This is a genomic window from Streptomyces sp. SBT349, assembly GCF_001083795.1.
Classification (GTDB): Bacteria; Actinomycetota; Actinomycetes; order Streptomycetales; family Streptomycetaceae; genus Streptomyces.
This window is the reverse complement of the sequence record NZ_LAVK01000048.1, coordinates 1-18,340: the sequence shown is the minus strand read 5'-3', so window position 1 is coordinate 18,340 and position 18,340 is coordinate 1. Positions and strand designations below refer to the sequence as shown.

16 protein-coding genes are annotated in these 18,340 nt (G+C 74.4%); 13 read left to right on the top strand and 3 right to left on the bottom strand.

Translation table 11 applies throughout. From position 1 onward, the window contains the following. The first annotated feature begins 41 nt into the window (after positions 1-41). From ADY01_RS08855 to ADY01_RS08845, 3 genes are all read left to right on the top strand, one after another. Positions 42-1,262, top strand: a complete 1,221-nt coding sequence (locus ADY01_RS08855) for a transglycosylase family protein (RefSeq protein WP_049568532.1) — start codon at positions 42-44, stop codon at positions 1,260-1,262. A 202-nt stretch (positions 1,263-1,464) separates the two neighbouring features. After that, a complete protein-coding gene (locus ADY01_RS08850) occupies positions 1,465-2,277 on the top strand; it encodes an SAM-dependent methyltransferase (protein WP_049568529.1) in 813 nt (270 codons plus the stop codon). A gap of 5 nt (positions 2,278-2,282) precedes the next feature. After that, positions 2,283-4,439: a putative bifunctional diguanylate cyclase/phosphodiesterase gene (locus ADY01_RS08845; RefSeq protein WP_049568525.1), complete on the top strand. Its 2,157-nt coding sequence runs from the start codon at positions 2,283-2,285 to the stop codon at positions 4,437-4,439. On the opposite strand, the gene ADY01_RS08840 is transcribed toward ADY01_RS08845, so the two are convergent. Next, positions 4,394-5,761, bottom strand: coding sequence for an anhydro-N-acetylmuramic acid kinase (locus ADY01_RS08840; RefSeq protein WP_078900115.1), 1,368 nt, complete (start codon positions 5,759-5,761; stop codon positions 4,394-4,396). The genes ADY01_RS08845 and ADY01_RS08840 overlap by 46 nt on opposite strands. A 14-nt stretch (positions 5,762-5,775) precedes the next feature. Here ADY01_RS08840 and metG point away from each other — a divergent pair, with 14 nt between their 5' ends. Then, entirely contained in the window at positions 5,776-7,521 is a 1,746-nt protein-coding gene (gene metG / locus ADY01_RS08835) for a methionine--tRNA ligase (RefSeq protein WP_049568521.1), read from the top strand. A gap of 146 nt (positions 7,522-7,667) precedes the next feature. Then, positions 7,668-8,615: an alpha/beta hydrolase family esterase gene (locus ADY01_RS08830; RefSeq protein ID WP_049568518.1), complete on the top strand. Its 948-nt coding sequence runs from the start codon at positions 7,668-7,670 to the stop codon at positions 8,613-8,615. Here ADY01_RS08830 and ADY01_RS08825 read toward each other — a convergent pair. Both ADY01_RS08825 and ADY01_RS08820 read right to left on the bottom strand, forming a co-directional pair. Then, positions 8,612-9,169 (bottom strand): GAF domain-containing protein, encoded by a 558-nt coding sequence (locus ADY01_RS08825; RefSeq protein ID WP_049568570.1) that lies wholly within the window; start codon positions 9,167-9,169, stop codon positions 8,612-8,614. The genes ADY01_RS08830 and ADY01_RS08825 overlap by 4 nt on opposite strands. Positions 9,170-9,196: 27 nt before the next feature. Further along, the gene (locus ADY01_RS08820) at positions 9,197-10,435 is read right to left on the bottom strand and encodes a sensor histidine kinase (protein ID WP_159001049.1); all 1,239 of its coding nucleotides are present in this window, start codon (positions 10,433-10,435) and stop codon (positions 9,197-9,199) included. 295 nt (positions 10,436-10,730) lie between these two features. Between ADY01_RS08820 and ADY01_RS08815 the strand changes: the two genes are divergently transcribed. The 8 genes from ADY01_RS08815 to ADY01_RS08780 all read left to right on the top strand — a co-directional run. Then, positions 10,731-11,285 carry a dihydrofolate reductase family protein gene (locus ADY01_RS08815; protein WP_049568513.1) on the top strand — a complete coding sequence of 185 codons (555 nt, stop codon included), beginning with the start codon at positions 10,731-10,733 and terminating at the stop codon, positions 11,283-11,285. 346 nt (positions 11,286-11,631) lie between these two features. Further along, positions 11,632-12,756 carry a type III polyketide synthase gene (locus tag ADY01_RS08810; protein WP_078900114.1) on the top strand — a complete coding sequence of 375 codons (1,125 nt, stop codon included), beginning with the start codon at positions 11,632-11,634 and terminating at the stop codon, positions 12,754-12,756. A gap of 122 nt (positions 12,757-12,878) precedes the next feature. Then, entirely contained in the window at positions 12,879-13,166 is a 288-nt protein-coding gene (locus ADY01_RS08805; RefSeq protein WP_049568510.1) for an acyl carrier protein, read from the top strand. Continuing rightward, positions 13,153-14,373 (top strand): beta-ketoacyl-[acyl-carrier-protein] synthase family protein, encoded by a 1,221-nt coding sequence (locus tag ADY01_RS08800; protein WP_049568506.1) that lies wholly within the window; start codon positions 13,153-13,155, stop codon positions 14,371-14,373. The genes ADY01_RS08805 and ADY01_RS08800 overlap by 14 nt, the downstream gene beginning before the upstream one ends. Position 14,374: 1 nt before the next feature. Then, the gene (locus tag ADY01_RS08795) at positions 14,375-14,896 is read left to right on the top strand and encodes an isoprenylcysteine carboxyl methyltransferase family protein (RefSeq protein ID WP_049568504.1); all 522 of its coding nucleotides are present in this window, start codon (positions 14,375-14,377) and stop codon (positions 14,894-14,896) included. Beyond that, positions 14,893-15,957 (top strand): NAD(P)/FAD-dependent oxidoreductase, encoded by a 1,065-nt coding sequence (locus tag ADY01_RS08790; protein ID WP_049568500.1) that lies wholly within the window; start codon positions 14,893-14,895, stop codon positions 15,955-15,957. The genes ADY01_RS08795 and ADY01_RS08790 overlap by 4 nt, the downstream gene beginning before the upstream one ends. 14 nt (positions 15,958-15,971) lie before the next feature. Further along, positions 15,972-17,030: a class I SAM-dependent methyltransferase gene (locus tag ADY01_RS08785; protein WP_049568498.1), complete on the top strand. Its 1,059-nt coding sequence runs from the start codon at positions 15,972-15,974 to the stop codon at positions 17,028-17,030. 102 nt (positions 17,031-17,132) lie between these two features. Further along, positions 17,133-18,340: MFS transporter (locus ADY01_RS08780; protein WP_049568559.1), on the top strand; the 1,208-nt coding region annotated here is incomplete at its 3' end.

The following is an 18,340-nucleotide window of genomic DNA, read 5'->3' as shown; positions in this document are numbered from 1 at the left end:
GCGAACGGCGCAGGGCAGTCGGCTCGGGGAGGGACCCGCCCATGACCACACGTGGACGACACCGCAGGTACCGGCCGAGCGCCGTTTCCCGGGCTTCGCTCTCCGTCACCGCGAGCGGTGCCGGGCTGGCCATCCCGCTGATAGGGGCGGGCACCGCGAGCGCCGCCTCGGTGGAGACCTGGGAGGAGGTCGCCGAGTGCGAGAGCAGCAACCGCTGGAGCGTCAACACGGGCAACGGGTTCTTCGGCGGGCTCCAGTTCCTCCAGTCCACGTGGGAGGCGTACGGCGGCGCCGAGTACGCGCCCCGGGCCGACCTGGCGACCAAGGAGCAGCAGATCGCCGTCGCCGAACGGGTGTTGGCGGAGCAGGGCCCCGGCGCCTGGCCGACCTGCTCGGCCGAAGCGGGGCTGACGCGCGACGGCGCCCCGCCGCGGATCAGCCCGGAGCGCGCCCCCGAGCCCGCCGCGGAGCCGGAGGCGGCACCGGAGGCGGCGTCCGAGCCGCGGGCGCAGCAGGCGGCGGCGCCCGGAACGCGGCCCGGCGAGCGGTCCGGTGACCTCTACGAGGTGATCAGCGGGGACACGCTGTCGGGCATCGCCAGGTCGAACGAGGTCGGCGGCGGCTGGCAGTCGCTGTACGAGCTGAACCGCGCCACGGTCGGGGGCGACCCGGACCTGATCTTCCCGGGCCAGCGCCTTGCCCTGCGCGAGCGCGCCGAGGAGCCCCGGCCCGAGCCGGAAGCCGAGGCCGAGGCCGAGCGCGAGGAGCCGGAGGAGCGGCAGGAGGCTCCGGAGCCCGAACCCGAGCCCGAGCGGCCCGCGGAGGAGCCGCAGGGCGAGCGGGCCGAGGAGCCGGCCGCCGCCTACACCGCGCCGGTGAGCGGCGGCACCGGAACCGCTTACCACGCCTCGGGGGGCTCCTGGTCCCTCGGGTACCACACGGGTGTCGACTTTCCGGTCTCCACCGGCACCTCGGTGACGTCGGTGACCGACGGCGAGGTGGTCTCCGCGGGCTGGGCCGGCTCCTTCGGATACGAGGTGATCGTCAAACACCCCGACGGCAAGTTCAGCCAGTACGCCCACCTTTCGGCCATCTCGGTCTCCGAGGGACAGCCCGTCAGCAGCGGCCAGCGGGTGGGGCGTTCGGGCTCCACGGGGAACTCCTCGGGTCCTCACCTGCACTTCGAGATCCGGACGGGCGAGGCGTTCGGCACCGACGTCGATCCGCTGGACTACCTCAGGGACCGGGGGGTGTCCCTCTGAATCTCCGCCACCCCCCGGGAATCAGCCAGGACTTTGGCTTGATTCCATCGGTCCGCCGATCGCCTATTTGCGGACAGATGCAGAGGTAACCCCTCCGGAGGGGGATGTTGATCCTCCGTTTCCTTCCCTCATCTGGCGCCGGGTCAGTAGTCTCGACCGCTGGACCCACATCGCGCATATGCAGGGGACATTGGAGACGTCGATGGAACGACCCGCCTGGGCACCGCACGGCATCGATCTGTCCGTGCCGAGCGTCTCGCGGATGTACGACTACTACCTCGGCGGTTCCCACAATTTCGAGGCGGACCGGGTGGCGGCGCGGAAGGTCCTCGACGCGTTTCCCGGGCTCCCCAAGATCGTTCAGGCGAATCGTGCCTTCATGCGCCGCGCGGTGCGCCACGCGATTTCCGAGGGTGTCACCCGGTTCCTCGACATCGGATCGGGAATTCCCACCTTCGGCAATGTGCACGAGGTCGCCCGGGAGGCCAGTCCCGAGGCGCGCGTGGTCTACGTGGACAACGACCCGGTGGCCGTCGCGCACAGCACGGCCGTGGTCAGGGACATCGAGGGCGTGGAGATCGTGGCGGCCGACTTCCGCGACCCGGCCGCCCTGCTGGCGACCGAGCCGGTCCAGCACCTCCTGGCCCCGAACCGCCCGGTGGCGGTGCTGCTCGTCGCGCTGCTGCACTTCATGGACGACGAGGACAAGCCGTACGAGCGGGTCGCCGAGTTCAGGGACGCGCTGCCCCGGGGCAGCATGCTGGTCCTCAGCCACGCCTCGACCGACGGCGGCCCGGCCACCACCGAGCAGGGCGAGGAGGTCTCCGAGGTGTACCGCAGGGGGGGCTCGACCTTCGTCATGCGGTCGTTCGAGGAGATCGCCCGATTCTTCGAGGGCTACGAGCTCGTGGAGCCCGGCCTGGTGGCGCTGCCCGACTGGCGCCCCGAAGGGCCGGTCGACGAGGAGGACCCGATCGTGTACAGCGGTTTCGTGGGAGTAGGGCGCACAGCGTGACTTCTATGCCTTCGGGGGCGGCCGACCTCCCCCACGCCGACGTCAGCGGGGAGCCTCCCGACGGGCTGCGGCGCTTCGCGACCATCTGGTGCCGCGCGGTCTACCCGGCCACCGCGACGTCCATGACCCGACCCGAGTTCGAGCGGCTGCTGGTGTCGCTGGCGCGCCGCCTGAGCGACGCGCTCCGCGCGCCGCGCTTCGACCCCTCGCCCGGCCGGGCGGTCGGCGAGGCGCTGGTCGCCGCGCACTGCACCGCGCCCGACGCGCTGACGAGCGTGCTGGGCGTGGTCGACTCCTATCTGCTGCTGTACTGCCTCGACCCGGCCGAGCTGCCCGCCGAGGAGGCCCGCGCCCGCTGCGCCCGGCTCCAGCACGCCATCTCGGCCGGGTTCGCCCGCGCCCTCCAGGAGCGCACCCGCAGCGAGCAGGAGGCGGTCTCCGTCGCGGCGCTCACCGCGCAGTCGGAGATGGCCAACGCGCTGCACGAGAGCGAGACCCGTTTCCGCACGGTGTTCAAGGACGCCGCCCTCGGCATCAGCATCGCCGACATGGACGGCACCATCCTCGACGTGAACGACGCGCTCGCCCAGATGTTCGGCGGCTCCGGCACGCACATCCGCAGCCGCAACATCCTGGAGTGGACGCACCCGGAGGACTCCCCCGAGGTGTGGCGCATGCAGCGCGAGCTGATGCGGGGCGAGCGCGAGCACTACCACATGGAGAAGGCGTACAGCCGAGCCGACGGCACCGTGCTGTGGACGAACCTGACCGTCTCGCTGCTGCGCGACGCGGAGGGCCGGCCGCGTTACATGCTGGCGATGGTCGAGGATGTCTCGGAGCGCCGCCTGCTCCACCTGCGGCTGCGGTACCAGGCCACGCACGACGCCCTGACCGACCTGCCCAACCGCTCGCTGTTCTTCGAGCGCCTCGAACAGGCCCTCGCCACGGGCTCGGCGCCCACCCGCATCGGCCTGTGCTACCTGGACCTGGACGGCTTCAAGGCGGTCAACGACAGCCTCGGCCACGCCGTGGGCGACCAGCTGCTGATCGGCGTCGCCGAGCGGCTCCAGACCTGCGTCTCGGGCCCCGGCCAGATGCTCGCGCGCATCGGCGGCGACGAGTTCGTGGCGCTGCTGCTCGACCCGCAGAGCCCGGACGCCGTCACCGACCTCGCCGAGCGCGCGCTGGAGGCGCTGTCCACGCCCGTCGAGGTCGGCGGCCGTGAGCTGCTGGTGCGCGCCAGCATCGGCATCGTGGAGGGCGCGACCGAGCAGCTAACCTCGGCCGAGGTGCTGCGCAGCGCCGACATCACGATGTACCGGGCCAAGGCGGAGGGCGGCAACCGGTACGCGGTGGCCGACCCCGACTCCGACGCGCGGGCCATCAGCCGCCACCACCTCACGCACCACCTGCCGGCGGCGTTGAAGGGCGCCGAGTTCTTCATCGAGTACCAGCCGCTGGTCAAGATGGAGGACGGCAGCCTGGAGGGCGCCGAGGCGCTGGTGCGCTGGAGCCACCCGCGCCACGGGGTCCTGGGGCCCGACCGGTTCATCCCGCTGGCGGAGCACACCGGGCTCATCGTGCCGCTCGGCCGCTGGGTGCTCCAGGAGGCCGTGCAGCAGGCGTGCCAGTGGCAGGTGCGCGGCATCGGGGGCCCGCGCCCGTTGAAGGTCAACGTCAACCTCTCGCCGCGTCAGCTGCACCATCCGGAGCTGGTCCAGGACACCATCGCGGTGCTGGAGGAGGCCGGGCTGCCGCCCAGCTCGCTCTGCCTGGAGGTCACCGAGACGGCGATGATCAGCGCCGACGAGAACGAGCTGCGGCCCCTGCGCGAGCTCGCCGAGCTGGGCGTGGGCATCGCGCTCGACGACTTCGGCACCGGCTATTCGAACCTGGCGAACCTCAGACGGCTCCCCGCCAGCACCCTGAAGCTCGACCGCTCCTTCACCCAGGGCCTCCAGCGCGACCCCGCCGACCCCGTGGACCTGAAGATCGTCGAGGGCATCGTCTCGCTGGCCCACACCCTCCGCCTGTCGGTGACGGTGGAGGGCGTGGAGACCTCGGCCCAGGCCGAGCAGCTCCGCGAGCTGGGCTGCGACTCGGCGCAGGGCTGGTTCTACGCGAGACCCGGGCCCCCGGAGCGGCTCCCCGAGGCCGTCTGACCACCCGTCGCCTCCCCTCCCCCACCGCCGCGTCCCTCGATCACCAGCCGCCGTGGCCCCCGGCCCGCCCGGGGCTCCGGCAGGCGCAGCGGGCTCGCGCCCGGGGTGATCGATCCGAGCACCGCCGCCGTCGAGGCGCCGGTCGCCGAGGGAACGCTCCCGGTCAGGCCATGCACGGTGAGGAAGCCGAGCAGCGCGAAGAGATACGCCTCCTTGGCCTGGGAGGCGAGGCCGAACTCCTCGGCCTCCCTGATCCGCGTGCGGTCGGCCAGGTCCCGGATCCTCCCCATCAGCGCCGGATTGCGCACCCCTCCCCCCGAGACGACCAGCTCGGCCAGCCGGTGCGTGCGGCAGGCCGCGCCGACCAGCTCGGCCGTCAGCTCGGTGAGGGTGGCCACCAGATCGTCGGGAGCGGGGCGCCGCCCCCGCCCGTCGAGGCGTTCGGCCAGGTAGGCCGCGTGGAACAGCTCCTTGCCCGTCGACTTGGGCGGCGCCAGCCGGTAGTAGGGCTCGCCCAGCAGCTCGGCCAGCAGCTCCCGGTCCACCCGGCCGCGCGCCGCCCGCGCGCCGCCGGTGTCCATCCGCTCCGCCCCTCCGCTCGCCTCGGCGACGGCCGCGTCGATGAGGGCGTTGGCCGGTCCCAGGTCGTAGGCGAGGACCTGGCCCCGGTCGCCGCGGGCGGTGATGTTCGCGATGCCGCCCAGGTTCAGCGCGCCGCGCCGTTCGCCCGCGCGGTCACCGCCGTCGAGCAGCAGCAGGGCGTCGAGCATCGCCGCCAGGGGCGCGCCGTGGCCGCCGCGGGCGATGTCGCGGGTGCGCAGGTCGGAGACCACCGGCAGCCCGGTGGCCTCGGCGATCCAGGCCGCGCCGCCGAGTTGGAGCGTTCCCCGGGCGCGGGCGCCGGTGACCCAGTGGTAGACGGTCTGCCCGTGCGAGGCCACCAGGTCGGCGGCGCCCCCGGCCAGCGCGGCGTTCGCTCGGGCGGCGACCTCGCCGAAGAACCGCCCGAGCCCGGTGTCCAGGCGGCACACGGCCTCCAGGGTGGTGGCCGCGGGGGGCAGGCAGGCGGCGAGCTCCGAGCGCAGCGCCTCCGGGTAGGGCTCGGTGTGCAGGCCGCGCGGGCGCAGCACCAGGTCGCCGGCGGCGTCGAAGGCGATCTCGGCGACGCCCGCGTCCACCGCGTCGTATGACGTGCCGCTGAGCACGCCGATGACGAGCCAGGGTCGTTGGGCCGGGAACTCCGCAGGTCGGGGCCCGTTCGGCTGGATAGGATGCGCCTGGTCCCCGAGGCGGTCGTCCGCCCGCCGTTCTTTCTCACCCATGGGAGCATCCGAGCATGGCCCGCCACCTCATCACCAGCGCGCTGCCGTACATCAACGGAATCAAGCACCTGGGGAACATGGCCGGTTCGATGCTCCCGGCCGATGTCTACGCCAGGTACCTGCGGCAGCGCGGGCACGAGGTCCTCTACATCTGCGCCACCGACGAGCACGGCACCCCCGCCGAACTGGCCGCCAGGGCGGCGGGGCTGCCGGTCGCCGAGTTCTGCGCGCGGCAGCACGAGGCGCAGCGGGCGGTCTACGACGGCTTCGGGCTGCGCTTCGACCACTTCGGCCGCACGTCCTCGGCGCGGAACACCGAGATGACCCAGCACTTCGCGCGCCGCCTGAAGGAGCGCGGCTTCATCGAGGAACGGGCCACCCGCCAGGTGTACTCGCCCGCCGACGGCCGCTTCCTGCCCGACCGCTACATCGCGGGCACCTGTCCCTACTGCGGCTACGAGGCGGCGCGCGGCGACCAGTGCGAGAACTGCACGCGCGTGCTCGAACCGACCGGCCTCCTCGACGCCAGGTCCGCGATCAGCGGCTCCACCGACCTGGAGGTGCGGGAGACCACGCACCTGTTCCTGCTCCAGTCGCGCCTGGAGAAGGAGGTGGCGGCGTTCGTGGAGGAGGCGGGTGCCCGGTGGCCGGCCCTGGCCTCCTCGATCGCCGGGAAGTGGCTGACGGAGGGGCTGCTGGACCGGGCGATCACGCGGGACCTGGAGTGGGGCGTGCCCGTGCCCGCGGATGTCTGGCCCGAACTGGCGGCCGAGGGCAAGGTGTTCTACGTCTGGTTCGACGCGCCGATCGGATACATCGGCGCCACCAGGGAGTGGGCCGACGCGGCGGGCGGGGGCGAGGAGCGCGACTGGCGCTCCTGGTGGTACGCGTCCGAGGGCACCGTGCGGTACACCGAGTTCATGGGCAAGGACAACGTTCCCTTCCACACGGTCATGTTCCCCGCCACCGAGCTCGGGACCGGGGAGCCCTGGAAGAAGGTCGACCAGGTCAAGGCGTTCAACTGGCTGACGTACTACGGCGGGAAGTTCTCCACCTCGCGGAACCGCGGTGTCTTCGGGGACGCGGCGATCGAGCTGCTGCCCGCGGACTACTGGCGGTACTTCCTGACCGCCGCCGCGCCCGAGTCCGACGACGCGGCGTTCTCCTGGGAGCTGTTCGCCTCGGTGGTCAACAAGGATCTGGCCGACACCCTGGGGAACTTCGTCAACCGGGTGCTGACGTTCTCGCGCAGGCGGTTCGGCGACGAGGTCCCCGGGGGGCACGCGGCGGGCGACGCGGAGCGCCGCCTGGGCGGCGAGATGGCCCGGCTGCTGGCCGCGTACGAGGAGCAGCTCGACGCGCTCCAGTTCCGCAAGGCGGCCTTCGCGCTGCGCGCGTTGTGGAGCGCGGGGAACGCGTATCTCGACGAGAAGGCGCCCTGGCAGGAGATCAGGACCGACCCGGACGCCGCGGCGCTGACGCTGCGCACCGCGATGAACCTGATCCGGCTGTACGCGGTGGTCTCGGCGCCGGTGATCCCGTTCACCGCGGAGGCGCTCGCCGGGGTGTTCGCCTCCGGGACCGGCGCGGGGGCCGACTCCCCCGCGTCCGCCGGGAGTTGGGTGACGGCCGAGGAGGCAGGGGCGCTGGACGCGATCCGGCCGGGGACGCCGTTCACCGTGCCGCCGGTGCTCTTCACCAAGATCGGTGACGACGATGTCGCCGCCTACCGGGAGCGGTTCGGCGACGGGGGCGCCTGACGGCGGACGGGCCGGGCCCTGCCGCTCGGGCGTTCGTGCGACGATGGTGGTCCACCCCACCGTCTTCTCGTCCCACGGGCCCGGCGCGCCCGGACGTCCACGCCTGCCCGGACCCGCCGGAGTCCGGGCCGCAGGAGGGCGATCCCATGACGTTCCGGGCCAGGCGGCCGGTCCGCACCCTTCTCGCCACGGTGCTCTGCGGCATCTTCCCCCTGCTCGCGGGGGCGCTGGTGATGGCTCCCCCGGCGTCGGCCGCGGCGCTGGTCGAGGTGCGGGACTTCGGGGAGAACCCGAGCGGCCTGCGCATGTACCTGTACGTGCCCGAGGGCGTCGCCGAGCGGCCCGGGGTCCTGGTGGCCGCGCACTACTGCGACGGCTCGGGTCCCGTGTTCCACCTGCGCACGGAGTTCGCCTCGCTCGCCGACCGGTACGGCTTCATCGTCGTCTACCCCTCCGTCACCCGGCCGAGCCGCTGCTTCGACGTGTCCTCGCCGCAGGCGCTGCGGCGCGGCGGCGGCGGCGACCCGCTGGCCGTCCGGTCGATGGTGGCTCATGTCGTGCGCACCCACGGGGCCGACCCGGACCGGGTGTACGTCACGGGGATGTCCTCGGGCGCCATGCTGACCAATGTGCTGCTCGGCGTCTACCCGGATGTGTTCCGGGCGGGCGCGGCGTTCGCGGGCGTGCCGTTCGGCTGCTTCGCGACCACGGACGGCACGGGGTGGAACGCCGACTGCGCCCAGGGCCGCGTCAGCAGGTCGCCCGCCGAGTGGGGCGACCTGGTGCGGGGCGCGTTCCCCGGGTACGCGGGCGAACGGCCGCGGATGCAGCTGTGGCACGGGACCGAGGACGACATCCTGCGCTACCCGAACTTCCGCGAGCAGATCAGGCAGTGGACGGACGTCCTGGGCGTGAGCCGGATCCCGGCCCTCACCGACCGGCCGCGGCCCGGCTGGACGCGGGCGCGGTACGGAACGGACGGCGTTCAGGCGCCCCTTGAGGTGATCAGCCTGTACGGCACCGGGCACAGCCTGCTCGTGGACGGGATGGCCTCCCGGGCGATCGGCTTCTTCGGGCTGGACGAGGCGGTCTAGACCTCAGGGGGGTGGGGCGGCTGCCATGGCGCCCGGCCCGCCAGGAGGAGGCCGGTCAGCTCGGCCGCCGCCGCCTTGACCGCCGCCACCCCGTGCCGGCCCCAGGCCCTGGGCACCAGGTCCGCGACGGCGACGGCCGCCAGCGCCGTGCCCGAGGCTTCGAGGAGGGGCGCGCCGCAGTAGGAGCGCACCCCGGCCTCGTCCACCACGGGATTGCCCGCGAAGCGCGGGTAGTCGGCGACGTCGTCCAGCACCAGCGCCTTCCTGCGGACGATGGCGTAGGGGCAGAAGCCCCGGTCCCTGGCCATGGACCGCGGTCCCCGTGGCCCCTCGGACACATGCAGTCCGGCGAAGAACTGACGGTGTTCGCCGACCAGCGTGACCATCGCGCGGGCGGCTCCCGTGGCGTGGGCGAGGCGGCGCGCCACCGCGTCCCACGCGGGCACCGGCTCGTCGCCGACGGCCACGCCCAGCTCCCGCAGCCGCCGGGTCCTGGCCGGGGCGTCCGGGTCCTCCGGGGTGAGCAGCAGACGGCCGGTGGGGTCGTAGGCCAGGGTGAACATGGGCGCTCCGCGGTGCGTTCAGCTGAGGGAGGTGGGCAGTTGCGCCCGCTGCGCATGGGGCAGCGCGACGCGGGGCGGGTCCTCGGGCGAGGGGGGCCGCGGCACGCGGGCGGCCTCCGTTCCCGCGGTCCTGATCGCGCGGTACGGGGCGTGGCGGCCCGCGTTCCCCGGGTCCAGCAGGTCGTGCGGCAGCAGCAGGACCGCCTGGACGCCGCCGTAGACGTTGCCCTGGAGCCGCACGGCGATGCCGTGGCGCCTGGCCAGCGTGGACACGACGAAGAGGCCGACGCGGCCGTCGTCGAGGAGTTCGGTGACGGCCGGGCGGTCGGTCCCGGCGAGCACCGCGTTCATCCGGCTCTCCTCGGTGGCGGTCATGCCGAGGCCCCGGTCCTCGACCTCGATGGCGATGCCCGCCCGCACCCGTCGCGCGCGCAGCAGCACCTGGCTCTGGGGGGCGGAGAACCCGGTGGCGTTCTCGACCAGTTCGGCGAGGAGGTGGACGACGTCGGCGACGGCGTGGCCGCGGAGGGTGCCCTCGGCGGGCGGCACCAGCCTGACCCGGGCGTAGTGCTCGACCTCGGCGACGCAGGAGCGCAGCACCTCGGACATGCCGACCGGGCGGATCCACCGGCGGCGGGAGACGGCGCCGCCCAGGACCGCCAGGTTCTCCGCGTGCCGCCGCAGCCGGGTGGCCAGGTGGTCGATGTGGAACAGGCCCTTGAGCAGGTCGGGGTCCTCCACCTCGCCCTCCAGCTCGTCGAGGTACTCGATCTGGCGGTCCACGAACGACTGCATGCGGCGCGCGAGGTTGACGAAGACCTCCACCCGCTCGTCGCCGCCTCCGACGCGCCCCGCCGCGGCGACGGCCTGGAAGACCGCGGACTCGGCGGCATGACGGGCGCTCTCGATCTCGTGGCGGAGCTGGTCGACCGGGTCCTCGGAGGGGTCGGCGGGCGGCGGGCCCTCGGGAGGCTTGACCCGCTCGCCGCGTTCCACCTTGCCGAGCAGCGCCTGGAGTTCGACGCGGCCCCTGGCCGCGCGCCGGCGCAGCGCGGTGAGCCGGGCCGTGGCCGCCCTGGCCTCGCCGACGGCGGCGAGGGCGGCTCCGCCCAGCACGGCGCCGGTGAGCGCGGCGGCGACGGCCGTCAGGGGTCCCGCCGGGCCGGAGGCGAGGGCCGCGGCGGCGATCGCGGCGACCAGGGCGGCGGGCAGCACGGCCAGGCACACCAGCCTGCCGGGGCGTGGCTGTTCTGACATCGGCGTCCTTCGGAGGCGGGGCAGAGGGGAGCAAGGCCACGCTATGGGTCAACAGGCAGGCGAACACGCACAGTTCCGGCAATCGCCACCCCTCGCCAGCTCCTAAGGAGTGAATATGCCGGAGGCGCGCGCCATGACGTTGACCCGCCCGATCGGCACGGGAACGGGCGGGGCGCCGGCGCCGGTGAGCTGTCCGTCACGAGCGCCGACGCCGCTGTCGTTTCCGTGCGGGACCGGCGCGTTTCCGGTCGCCTAGCCTGGGGGCGCTCGGTCCAGGAACAGGAAGGTCATCATCATGCGCAAGGTCGTCTCGGGTCTGTTCATCTCGCTCGACGGGGTCGTCGAGTCACCGGACCAGTGGCAGTTCGCCTTCGACGAGGAGATGGGCGCGTCGCTGGCCACGACGCTGGAGACCACCGACACGGTGCTCCTCGGCCGGGTGACCTACTCCGAGTGGGCCGGGTACTGGCCCACCGTGACCGGTGGCGAGGACGCGGGCTTCGCCGACTGGATCAACAACGCGCCCAAGTACGTCGCCTCCACCACGCTGGAGGACGTCGGCGAGTGGGCGAACAGCACGCTGATCCGTGGCGACCTGACGACCGCGGTCCAGCGGCTCAAGGAGGGCGAGGGCAAGGGGATATCGGTCGCCGGGAGCCCCACGCTGGTCCGGTCCCTGCTGGAGCGGGACCTGCTCGACGAGTTGGTGCTGCTCATCCACCCGGTGATCGCCGGTGAGGGGCGCCGGAGGCTGTTCGCCGAGGACGCCGCGCTGAAGAAGCTCGCGCTGGTGAGCGCCCGGCCGACCAGCAGCGGGGTGGTCATCGCGACCTACCGCCCGGTGCGCTGAGCCCCCCGGACCGGGGCCGGGCGTCCCCCGGAACACCCGGGGTGGCGCCGCACCGCCCACGCGGTCGACGCGGTGGCCCGGAGGGCCGGGCCGCTGATCAGCGGCCGGAGGGCGGCGCCGCCCTCCGGCCGACCACGGCACGCTCTGCTGAACGACTCCATGTCGTCTCCTCCTTCGCCGGGGGCGTGACCCGCGGACGACGCTAGGGCGGGGGGTCCGGGACCCCTCCCGGCTGCCGGGCCAGCGCAGTATTACTTATAGGTGCATACGTTATGTCTGGAGCATCCGCGGCTTTTCGGTATCTATGGTTTGCGCATTGTCGTCATCGGTCACAGAGAGATGCTGCATGCGCCGTACCGTGCACAGCCCCCCAGGGGCCCCGCCGGGTCGTCCCGACGACCCCGAGGGCGCCCCGCGGATCGCGGCGGCGGAAGTGGCCGTGCCCGCGCTGCGCTACGCGCAGGAAGAGATCATCGAGGCGTTCGCGGACGCGTGCCTGGGCGGTGACGGGGACATGCGCCGCGTCCTTCGCAAGATCTCCGCGAACACGGGGGTCCGCACGCGGCACCTCGCGCTCCCCCTCGGGGAGTACCCCTCCCTCGACGGCTTCACCGGGGCCAACGGCGCCTGGCTCGCCGCGGCCCTCGACCTCGGGGAGCGGGCGCTGCGCACCGCCCTGGAGACCGCGGGGGTGCGGCCCGAGGAGGTCGACGCGGTGATCAGCACGACGGTCACCGGGCTGGCGGTTCCCTCGGTCGAGGCCCGGCTGGTACAGCGGCTCGGCCTGCGCGAGGACGTCAAGCGCATCCCGCTGTTCGGCCTCGGGTGCGCGGCCGGGGCCGCGGGGGTCGCCCGGCTGCACGACTACCTCCGCGCGTTCCCCGACCAGGTGGCGGTGCTCCTGGCCGTGGAGCTGTGCTCGCTGACCGTCCAGCGCTCCGATGTCTCGATGGCGAATCTCGTCGCGGCCAGCCTGTTCGGGGACGGCGCGGCGGCCGTGGTCGCGGTCGGCGCCCGGTTCGGTCACGAGGTCCCCGAGGGCCCCCGCGTCCTGGGCTCGCGCAGCAGGCTCTACCCGGACAGCGGGGACGTGATGGGGTGGCGGATCGGCTCCGACGGGTTCGGCATCATCCTCTCGCCGAACGTGGCCGTGGTCGCGGAGGCGGAGCTGCCGAAGGACGTGCACGGGTTCCTCCTCGACCACGGGATGACGACGGAGGGCGTCGCCTCGTGGGTCTGCCACCCCGGGGGCCCCAAGGTGATCGACGCCGTGGAGCGCGCCCTCGGGCTGCCCCCGCGGGCGATGGACCACACCCGGCACTCCCTGGCCTCGCGCGGCAACCTCTCGTCGGCCTCGGTGCTCGACGTCCTCCGCTCCGCGATGGCCGCTCCGCCGCCGTTCGGCTCCGCGGGGCTCATGACGGCCATGGGCCCGGGATTCGCCAGCGAGCTGGTGCTGCTGCGCTGGTGACAACGGCCGGCCGGTGGGGCGCGCCGCCTGGACCGCCCCGACCGGCGCACGCAAGATCTCCCCGTCCGCGGCCACGCCCGCAGGGGCGTCCGCAGCGCAACCCCCACGAAGGAGCCCGGTACATGTCTCCCACGGCCTCGGTATTCCAGGAGCGGTTGATCTCCCTCCTCGCTGAGCAGATCGCCGTCGAACCGGCAGGTCTGCGCCCGGACCAGACGTTCCGCGAGCTCGACGTCGACTCGTTGGCCATGGTCGAGCTGGTCGTCGCCGTCGAGAACGACCTCGGCCTCGAACTCCCCTCCGACGTCGAGGGCATCGACGCCGACACGACGCTGGCGCAGGCCGCCCTCGCCCTCGAGGCGCTGGCCCGGTCCGCCGCCGACGACAAGGCGGCCCATGCGGGCGGCTGAGGTCGCGGTCACCGGGTTGGGCCTGGTGACCCCGGCCGGGTCGAACGCGCAGGAGTTCTGGCTCGGCCTGTGCTCCGGGGCCCCGACCGCCTCCGCCGACCCCGCCCTGGCCGGGCTTCCGGTCGACCACGTCTGCCCGGCGCGGGACTTCGAGGCGGAACGGGAGCTCGGCGGGCGGCTGAGCAGACGGCTGGACAGCTTCACCCGGCTCGCCCTGGCCGCCGCCGACCGGGCGCTGGCCGACGCGAAGCTCGACCCGTCCGGGTGGCGGCCCGAACGGGTCGGGGTGGTCGTCGGCGTCGGCGGCAACAGCCTGGAGACGTACCAGGAGGAGTTCGACCGGCTGGGGCGCGGCCAGCCCCGGCGCGTCAGCCCCTACGCCCTGCCCCGCAGCGTTCCCAACATGGCCGCGGGGGAGATCGCGATCCGGGTGGGCGCGCAGGGGCCCAACTTCGTGACGGGCAGCGCCTGCGCCTCGGGCACCACGGCGATCGGCGTGGCGCGCGACCTGGTGCGCGGGGGCACCTGCGACGTGGTCCTCGCCGGCGGCAGCGAGTCGGGGCGCGTTCCCATGGCCGTGGCGTGCTTCGCGCGCATGGGCGTGCTGTCCGGCGCCCGGGGCGGGCAGAGCGCCTGCCGGCCCTTCGCCGAGGAGCGCGACGGCTTCGTGCTGGGCGAGGGCGCGGCCGTGCTGGTGCTGGAGTCGGAGGCGCACGCGCGGGCGCGCAACGCCCCGGTCCGCGCCCGCCTGCGGGGGTACGGCGCCTCCGCCGACGCGCATCACACGACGGCCCCGCACCCCGAGGGGCGCGGCGCGGAGCGGGCGATCCGCAACGCGCTGGAGGACGCGGGGCTGGGGCCGTGGGACATCGACCACCTCAACGCGCACGGCACGGCCACCGCGCTGGGCGACGAGGTGGAGGCCGCCGTGCTGCGCCGGGTCTTCGGCGATCCGCCGCCCGTGACCGCGACCAAGGGGGTGACCGGGCACTGCCTGGGGGCCTCGGGCGCGATCGAGGCCGCGGCGACCGTCCTGGCGCTCGGCGAGCAGACCGTGCCGCCGGTGGGGGGCACCGCCGCGTGCGACCCGGCGCTCGGCCTCGACCTGGTCGTGGGCCGCCCGCGCACCGTTCCGATGAGCGCCGCGCTGACCACGTCGTTCGCCTTCGGGGGGCAGAACGCCGCCCTCGTCCTGGTGGCGGCCTGAGATGCCGGGGACGCCGATGTGGCTGGTCGCCCTCGTCGCGGCCGTGGCGGCGGAGCGCGTGGCCGAACTGGTGGTCTCGCGGCGGCACACCCGGTGGGCCGAGTCCCAGGGCGGTGTCGAGTACGGCCGGGGCCACTACCCCGTCATGGCGGCGGTCCACGCCGCCCTGCTCGTGGGCATCCTCGCGGAGGTCACGCTCGCCGACCGCCCGTTCCTCCCCGCTCTCGGCTGGGCCGCGCTGGGCCTGGCCGTCCTCGCGCAGGCCCTGCGCTGGTGGTGCGTGCGCTCCCTGGGACGGCACTGGAACACGCGCGTCATCGTGGTGCCGGGTACGGCGCTGGTGTCCCGGGGCCCCTACCGCTGGTTCCGGCACCCCAACTACGCCGTGGTGGTGGTCGAGGGCGTCGCGCTGCCCCTCGTTCACACGGCCTGGACCACGGCGCTGCTGTTCACCCTGGCCAACGCGGCGGTCCTCGCCGTCAGGCTCCGGGTGGAGAACGCCGCGCTGAGGCTGGCCGCGTGAGCCGTGGCAGCTACGAGGCCGACCTGCTCGTGGTCGGCGGCGGCCCCGCGGGGCTCGCCACCGCGCTGCACGCCGCGCGGGCCGGGATGTCCGTGCTGATCTGCGAGCCGAGGACGGGCCCGGTGGACAAGGCGTGCGGCGAGGGCATCATGCCCGCGGGCGTGCGCCGGCTCGCCGCCCTCGATGTGCGCCCCGAGGGCGCGGCCCTCACCGGCATCGACTACGCCGACCTCTCGGGGCGGCGGGTCCACGCCCCGTTCCGCTCGGGCAACGGCCTGGGCGTCCGGCGCACGGAACTGCACGCCGGCCTCGCGATCGCCGCCAAGGCCGCGGGGGCGCAGTGGAGCACGCGGCGCGTCACGCGCATCGCCCAGGACGCGGCCGGGGTCACGGCGGCGGGGGTGCGCGCGCGCTGGCTGGTCGCGGCGGACGGGCTGCACTCGGCGTCGCGGCGCCAGCTCGGCATCCCGGTCAGGTCCGGCGGCCGGCGCCGCTTCGGGCTGCGCCGTCACTGGCGGGTGGTCCCCTGGAACGAGGCGGTCGAGGTCATCTGGGGGCCGCGCACGGAGGCGTATGTCACTCCGCTCGGCCCCGACCAGGTCAATGTCGCGGTGCTCTACCGGCCGGGCGGGGGCAACGCCCTGGGCGGCCCGGGCGCCTACGCGGCCCTGCTCGGCGGCTTCCCCGGGCTGGCGGCCCGCCTGGAGGGTGCCCGTCCGGCCTCCGCCGTACGCGGGGCGGGCCCGTTGCGCCTCACCCCGCTGCGGCGGGTGGCGGGCCGCGCCCTGCTCGTGGGCGACGCGGCGGGGTACGAGGACGCGCTGACCGGCGAGGGCATCAGCCTCGCCCTCGCCCAGGCGGAGGCGGCGGTCGCGGCGCTGGTCGCGGAGGCCCCCGCGCTCTACGAGCGGCGGTGGGCCCAGCTCACCCGCCGGTACCGGGTGCTGACGCGAGGGCTGCTGCTGGCGACGGCCCTGCCACCGGCGCGCGGCGCCCTGCTGCCCTGCTGCGCGCGGGCCCCGTGGATCTTCCGCGCCGTCGTCGACCAGCTCGCCCGCTGAGGGAGGACCGGCCCATGCGGATGGCGATTCGGGGCGAGACCCTCGCCGAACGCCTCGCGCTCCGCGCGCGCCTGGCGCCCGTTCCGGCCTTCGAGTCCATGGCGGGCATGGCGCTGTCCGGAGTCCTCGTCGCCGGGGCGCGGCTGGGGATCCTGGAGCGGCTGGCCGAGCACCCGGCCACCGCCGAGGCGCTGGCGGACGACCTGGCGCTGCGCCCCGAGCCGACGCGGCTGCTGGTCGAGGCCCTGGAGGCGCTCGGTTACCTGCGCCGGCGCGGGGGCCGCTACGCACCCACCCGGCGCGCGCGCCGCTGGCTGGTGCCCGGCTCCGACCGGTCCGTGAGCCGTTTCGTGGCCGCGGGCGGTGAGCACTGGGAGTGGTGGGCCGGGCTGCCGGACGTCGTCCGGGGCGGGGGAACGGCCGCTCACCACACCGCCCCGGCCGCCGCCCCGTACTGGCGGGACTACATCACGGGACAGTACGAGCTGGCCCGCTACAGCGCCCCCGAGCTGGCCTCCGCCGTGCGCGTGCCCCCGGGCGCGCGCAGCATGCTGGACCTCGGCGGGGGACACGGCTGGTTCGCGGCCGAGCTGTGCCGGCGGAACCCTCCGATGCGGGCCCTCGTGGTCGACCTCCCCGGGAGCGCGGCCGTCGGCCGGGACCTCCTGGCGGGCACGGGCCAGGGGCGGCTGGTCGACTTCCAGGAGGGCGACCTCCGCGAGACGGACCTGGGCACCGGTCACGACCTGGCCCTGTGCGGCAACCTCATCCACCACTTCCAGCCCGAGGAGATCCTGGCCCTCTTCCGCCGGACCCACGCGGCACTGCGGCCGGGTGGCGGCCTCGCCATCCTCGACCTCTTCCGGGAGCGGGAGGGCCACCGCCGCCGCCGCCGCCCGAGCGCGTCGGCGTCCTGCCTCGGGCTGTTCTTCCACCTCAGCTCGGGCGCCGCGGTCTACAGCCCGGAGCAGCTCACCGGGTGGCTGACCGAGGCGGGGTTCTCCCCGCCGCGCCGCACCGGCCTGCGCCGCATCCCCGCGCAGTCGCTCTACCAGGCCACCGCCCTGTCCTGAGCCCGCGGGCGGTGCGGAGAGGTGGTGGCATTTCCGCACCCATCGGCCATATGTATGATGATCGACCGCCCGGTGTACCCGATCGCAGTCCGGAAGAGAACCATGAGCACTGCCGTCGGCGGAGCCGTCAAGGCGCGAGTGGCCGTCGCCACCCTTTTCTTCACCAACGGGTTCGTCTTCGCCAATGTGGTGCCCCGCTACCCGGAGATCAAGGCGGATCTCGACCTGTCGAACGCCGCCCTGGGCACCGCGATCGCCGCGATGCCGCTGGGCGCGCTGGTCGTCGGGCTGCTGGCGAGCCCGTTGATCAAGCGGTTCGGCTCGGCGTGGACGGCCGTGGTCTCGCTGGCGCTGATGGGCGTCAACGTCGTGTTCGTCGGCACCGCGCCCGGCTTCGCGCTGCTGTGCGCGGCCCTGTTCGCCGCGGGCAGCCTGGACGCGATCACCGACGTCTCCATGAACGCCCACGGCCTGCGGGTCCAGCGGGTCTACGGCCGGTCGATCCTCAACAGCTTCCACGGCCTGTGGAGCGTCGGCGCGGTCCTCGGCGGCCTGGCGGGCGCAGCCGCGGCCCAGGCGGAGATTCCGCTGGGCACCCACCTGGCCGTGGCCGGGGCCCTGACGGTGGTGGCCGCCGCGGTGGCCTCCCGGTCCCTGCTGCCGGGCGCCGACGACGCGGAACGGGAGCGGCCCGAGAGCGGCGACGCGACGGCGGCCAGAGGGGGCCTGCACTGGCCGGTGCTGAAGCTGCTGGCCGTGCTCGGCCTGCTCGCGGGAGCCGCGGCGGCGGTCGAGGACTCGGGCGCCTCCTGGGGTTCGGTCTACCTGCGCGACGAGCTGGCGGCCAACGCCGTGGTCGGCGGGCTGGGCTTCGCGTCGCTCCAGGGGATGCAGACCGTCGGCCGCCTCCTGGGGGACCGGGTCGTTCACCGGCTGGGCGAGCGCACCACCTCCCGGCTGGGCGGGCTGCTGGTCGTCACCGGCATGGGATCCGCCCTGGTGTGGCCCTCGGTGCCCAGCACCGTGGTCGGCTTCGGGCTGGCGGGGCTCGGCATCGCCACCCTGATCCCGGCCGCGTTCCACGCCGCGGACGAGATACCCGGGCTGTGGCCGGGGGCGGGGATCACGATCACCGCGTTCCTGCTGAGGATCGGCTTCCTCATCTCGCCGCCCGTGGTCGGGCTGGTCGCCGACGCGAGCTCGATCCGCCTGGGGCTGGTCGTCGTCCCCCTCGCCGGCCTCGTCATCCTCCTCACCTCGGGAATCCTGGAAGGCAGACCCGCCCCCGCCGGGGACCGGCAGGTCGCCCC

Bases quoted from the DNA above. Each gene is read 5' to 3' on its own strand.
- ADY01_RS08840 (WP_078900115.1), bottom strand. From the start codon at position 5,761: ATGGGTGAGAAAGAACGGCGGGCGGACGACCGCCTCGGGGACCAGGCG.
- ADY01_RS08855 (WP_049568532.1), top strand. From the start codon at position 42: ATGACCACACGTGGACGACACCGCAGGTACCGGCCGAGCGCCGTTTCC.
- ADY01_RS08805 (WP_049568510.1), top strand. From the start codon at position 12,879: ATGTCTCCCACGGCCTCGGTATTCCAGGAGCGGTTGATCTCCCTCCTC.
- ADY01_RS08795 (WP_049568504.1), top strand. From the start codon at position 14,375: ATGCCGGGGACGCCGATGTGGCTGGTCGCCCTCGTCGCGGCCGTGGCG.
- ADY01_RS08810 (WP_078900114.1), top strand. From the start codon at position 11,632: ATGCGCCGTACCGTGCACAGCCCCCCAGGGGCCCCGCCGGGTCGTCCC.
- ADY01_RS08800 (WP_049568506.1), top strand. From the start codon at position 13,153: ATGCGGGCGGCTGAGGTCGCGGTCACCGGGTTGGGCCTGGTGACCCCG.
- ADY01_RS08850 (WP_049568529.1), top strand. From the start codon at position 1,465: ATGGAACGACCCGCCTGGGCACCGCACGGCATCGATCTGTCCGTGCCG.
- ADY01_RS08820 (WP_159001049.1), bottom strand. From the start codon at position 10,435: ATGTCAGAACAGCCACGCCCCGGCAGGCTGGTGTGCCTGGCCGTGCTG.
- metG (WP_049568521.1), top strand. From the start codon at position 5,776: ATGGCCCGCCACCTCATCACCAGCGCGCTGCCGTACATCAACGGAATC.
- ADY01_RS08830 (WP_049568518.1), top strand. From the start codon at position 7,668: ATGACGTTCCGGGCCAGGCGGCCGGTCCGCACCCTTCTCGCCACGGTG.
- ADY01_RS08845 (WP_049568525.1), top strand. From the start codon at position 2,283: ATGCCTTCGGGGGCGGCCGACCTCCCCCACGCCGACGTCAGCGGGGAG.
- ADY01_RS08785 (WP_049568498.1), top strand. From the start codon at position 15,972: ATGCGGATGGCGATTCGGGGCGAGACCCTCGCCGAACGCCTCGCGCTC.
- ADY01_RS08815 (WP_049568513.1), top strand. From the start codon at position 10,731: ATGCGCAAGGTCGTCTCGGGTCTGTTCATCTCGCTCGACGGGGTCGTC.